Origin of the sequence: Salinivibrio sp. MA427 (assembly GCF_001996115.1) — a bacterium.
In the GTDB taxonomy this organism is placed as follows: domain Bacteria; phylum Pseudomonadota; class Gammaproteobacteria; order Enterobacterales; family Vibrionaceae; genus Salinivibrio; species Salinivibrio costicola.
This window is the reverse complement of the sequence record NZ_MUFH01000237.1, coordinates 1-4,047: the sequence shown is the minus strand read 5'-3', so window position 1 is coordinate 4,047 and position 4,047 is coordinate 1. Positions and strand designations below refer to the sequence as shown.

At 48.7% G+C, this 4,047-nt stretch carries 5 protein-coding genes; 2 read left to right on the top strand and 3 right to left on the bottom strand.

Annotated elements, in window-relative coordinates; translation table 11 throughout:
• Nucleotides 1–640: GntR family transcriptional regulator (locus BZG79_RS12465; protein ID WP_077774537.1), on the bottom strand; the 640-nt coding region annotated here is incomplete at its 3' end.
• 276 nt (nucleotides 641–916) lie between these two features.
• On the opposite strand from BZG79_RS12465, the gene BZG79_RS12460 reads away from it, so the two are divergent.
• On the top strand, nucleotides 917–2,404 hold the full coding sequence (locus tag BZG79_RS12460) for a SulP family inorganic anion transporter (protein ID WP_077774535.1): 1,488 nt from the start codon (nucleotides 917–919) through the stop codon (nucleotides 2,402–2,404).
• A gap of 10 nt (nucleotides 2,405–2,414) precedes the next feature.
• Nucleotides 2,415–2,918, top strand: a complete 504-nt coding sequence (locus tag BZG79_RS12455) for a universal stress protein (RefSeq protein WP_077774534.1) — start codon at nucleotides 2,415–2,417, stop codon at nucleotides 2,916–2,918.
• Between the two features lie 202 nt (nucleotides 2,919–3,120).
• Here the strand turns inward: BZG79_RS12455 and BZG79_RS12450 are convergent, their stop codons facing one another.
• A complete protein-coding gene (locus tag BZG79_RS12450) occupies nucleotides 3,121–3,543 on the bottom strand; it encodes a GNAT family N-acetyltransferase (RefSeq protein ID WP_021022758.1) in 423 nt (140 codons plus the stop codon).
• Between the two features lie 89 nt (nucleotides 3,544–3,632).
• A partial coding sequence (locus BZG79_RS12445; RefSeq protein WP_108743293.1) for a nucleotidyltransferase family protein occupies nucleotides 3,633–4,047 on the bottom strand: 415 nt, incomplete at its 5' end.

The window sequence follows — 4,047 nt, the reverse complement described above, 5'->3', positions numbered from 1 at the left end:
GGTTAACGGTCTGTTGCCAGTTTTCCACTGTAAGACGACGGTAATCCGTCGCCTGATAAAGCGCATAGTCGTGTGAGCTAAACCCTTGCTGTATCGCATGCATCACCCACTCAAAAATCGGATTTCCCGACATGGTAGCAATCAACAAGTTCAGTGCTCGGTCGAGCTCCCCTAAACGAGCGAGATCGGGCTCATCATCTTTGGCAAGTGCCGCAAGCTCGGCGACCTTATCGTTCAACTGTTGCTTTTGTTCTTTTGTTCCACGACTGATCGCGAGCAGTACTAAGCTGTGATCGACGGTTTCACGAAATTCCGCCACTTTGTCTGCTTTGACGTGACTTTGTTTTAAGAACAATGCCAGTGACTCGCTAATATTGTGCACGTCAACTTGGCGGACAACCGCTCCGCCTTTTTGCCCTTTACGAATTTCAATCAAGCCTTTTTGTTTGAGTGATTGAATCGCCTCGCGCACTACCCCACGCCCCGTCCCAAACTGTTGCTGTAGCTCACGTTCACTGGGTAACTTGTCTCCCGGCTTCAGCGCTTCCGATAAAATCGCAGATTCGATCTGCAAGGCAACGTCTTCACTGGCACGTCCCATTTGTACCGGATGAAACAGACTGGTTGTGGATGCTGTCATGATGGCCCCTCTCTTTTGGTCCTACCAAACTAGCAAAATAATCGTTATATCGTCAAATTTATCTTTAAAAACCTCTTTTGGTAGTACCTTAGCGATGAGCTTGGCGATTAAACCTCGATATTTGGGATTGGGTCTTGAATAGAGAGTAGTCAGTGACTATCATCACGTTTTTTATTTATAAAGGAGAGTTGCCATGCGCATGACGCCGCCCTAGTCGTTCCCGCCTTATTTTTTCACCTTGTATAATCATATTCCTTTAAAAGACTGAGACTGTTCATGATTGAAACGATGAAACGTGATTGGTTCTCCAATCTGCGTGGTGACGTGCTGGCTGGCATTGTGGTAGCTCTAGCGTTAATTCCAGAAGCGATTGCTTTTTCTATTATTGCGGGTGTCGACCCGAAAGTGGGGCTGTATGCCTCATTCAGTATTGCAGTGATCATTGCCTTTGTCGGTGGTCGACCCGGGATGATCTCTGCGGCAACCGGCGCCATGGCGTTATTGATGGTGACGCTAGTCAAAGAGCACGGCCTTGAATATTTATTGGCCGCCACCGTACTAACGGGTGTTTTGCAAATTCTGGCCGGTTACCTCAAGCTCGGCGATCTCATGCGCTTTGTATCACGCTCGGTGGTCACTGGGTTTGTTAACGCCCTTGCGATCCTCATTTTTATGGCCCAGTTACCCGAGCTCACTGACGTGACGTGGCACGTGTATGCCATGACGCTGGCAGGATTAGCCATTATCTATTTGTTCCCATACGTTCCTGTGGTCGGTAAATTATTGCCATCGCCATTAGTATGTATTTTGGTCCTGACGACACTCGCAGTCAGTATTGGACTAGACATTCGGACTGTGGGCGATATGGGCGAGTTGCCAGATACCTTACCGGTGTTTTTATGGCCCGATGTGCCGCTTAACCTTGAAACCTTGATGATTATCTTCCCGTACTCAGCAGGGCTAGCGGTAGTCGGTTTGCTCGAATCGATGATGACCGCCACCATTGTGGACGATTTGACCGACACTGGTAGTGACAAAAACCGCGAGTGTAAAGGCCAAGGTATCGCGAACATTGCCACCGGCTTTATTGGTGGTATGGCCGGTTGTGCGATGATTGGTCAATCGATCATTAACATCAAATCCGGCGGTCGTTCACGCTTATCCACCCTGTGTGCCGGTACACTTCTGTTGATCATGGTGGTGTTTTTAAGCGACTGGATAAAGTTGATTCCTATGGCGGCCCTGGTGGCGGTGATGATCATGGTCTCGATTGGGACATTCTCGTGGAGCTCTATCAAAGATCTTAAAACTCATCCTTTATCAACCAATATTGTGATGGTCACCACCGTGATTGTGGTGGTGGCAACCCATAACTTGGCCATTGGTGTTTTGGTCGGTGTGTTATTGGCATCCTTGTTCTTTGCCAACAAAATTGGTCGCTTTATGGTGGTTAAAAGCGAGCAAACCCAAGCTGACGAGCGTACCTATCGCGTTGTTGGGCAGGTCTTTTTTGCCTCTTCCGAGCAGTTCATTACATCGTTTGATTTTAAAGAAGCCGTTGAACGCGTCACCATTGATCTCTCTGATGCGCATTTTTGGGATGTTACTGCCGTCTCATCGCTCGACCGCGTGGTGATTAAATTCCGCCGTGAAGGCACCGAGGTAAATTTAGTGGGCATGAATGAAGCAACCGCCACCATTGTGGACAAGTTTGGCGTCCATGATAATCCGGAAGAAGTGGAAAAAATGATGGGCGGACACTAAGGAGCGCACGATGAATAAAATTATTGCTTGTATTGATGGTGCGTCGTACACCCAATCGGTGACAGATCTCAGCGTTTGGGCGGCATCACGCCTGTCTGCACCGCTGACCTTTTTACATGTGTTGGAAAAACCCGCGAGTAGCGATTCTGAGTTATCAGGCAGTATTGGTTTAGGCAGTCGCGATCAGCTCATGAGTGAGCTGGTCGAGCTGGATGAAAAGCGTGCCAAACTGGCCTTGCAACATGGTAAGGCCCTATTGCATGAGTGCGAAGAAGTGGCGCTATCAAAGGAGCTGACCGAGGTCACGCGCTTGCAGCAACATGGCCACTTGCTTGAATCTTTGCTAGCGCTTGAATCTACCATGCGGGTGCTGGTGATTGGCCGGTCCGGTGATTTGCACCAGAACGATGCCAAAGCGATTGGATCGCAACTCGWAAGCGTCGTCCGCCGTATTCACAATCATATTTTGATTGCCACCCGGTCATACCAAGCTGCGTCAGCTGTTTGTGGGTAGCACCACCACACGCATTGTGATTGATTCGCCCGTCCCTCTGTTATTGATTCGATAGCGGTTATCTATTGAATCATACGTAAACGCCATGAGCCTTGCTCGTGGCGTTTTTGTATCAAGCCAATTCATTTACTTTAACGCGTTCATACTTATCACTGGTATAACGAACAAGACACTGACATAACGAACAAGACAAACGTGGCCGTTAAGCTTCGTTAAGCACCTTGGTCATAAAGTGCAGTGCATGATCAACAGGATAGTCCGTCAATGTCATTTGGCACTGATAACCGTGCTTTTCATAGAAGGGTCTGGCTTGAAAGCTGAAGGTATCGACAAACGCCATTTTACAGCCTATGTCCTTGGCATATTCTTCCAGATTATCTAATAGATGGCTGCCGACATGACGATGGCGAAAAGCATCATCGACCCAAAGGTATTTAATCAATAGCCATTGGCCCCAGGTATTGGCAACAATGCCACCGATGCGCTCATCATTGTCATTATAGGCGTAGCCGGCAAGCGTGCCCTCAGGGAGACCTGCCAAGAAGGGGGCGTTGCTTTGTTTTAGCCCCTGACGGATAGCGGTAATATCGTCATCACTCGGGCTTGCGTCCATGCGGTATTTCATTGTCGTCCATTTACTTACCAATCAGAAGATTGGGGTAGTATGCCCTTTGTGTTTTCGCCAATCTGTGCCAAGGCGCACTCTATTTGGCTTTACTCTTCATCAATCGGCTTGGCAGCGACTGAGCACTGGGTGGTCACGGTCAGTTTAGGCCAATGGGTTAACCATTGTTTTTCTTCAATACGCTGCTGAAAAACAGCCCATGGCCGTGCCGGGTTATGGCTCAGCTTCAACTCGAACAGCGACTGAACCCCAAACGCGGCAATGATCTCACAGCGCTGATTCATATCGAGACGGACCGCAATGGCCGTTTCTTTTTCAGGCCAAAATCGCATGGCGTCCAGGGTGCCAGCATACGCGGGGTCTTGGTGCTTTTCGTGCATCCGTGCTTGGTTACGGACTTGCCAGGTAATCTCTGGCATGGTTTTTTGTAGTAACCCTTGAAGATATTGCTCACGCTCACGACTGGTATCGCTCGGATCATAGTAGATCACATCGATATCATTC

Bases quoted from the DNA above. Each gene is read 5' to 3' on its own strand.
- BZG79_RS12460 (WP_077774535.1), top strand. From the start codon at position 917: ATGATTGAAACGATGAAACGTGATTGGTTCTCCAATCTGCGTGGTGAC.
- BZG79_RS12450 (WP_021022758.1), bottom strand. From the start codon at position 3,543: ATGAAATACCGCATGGACGCAAGCCCGAGTGATGACGATATTACCGCT.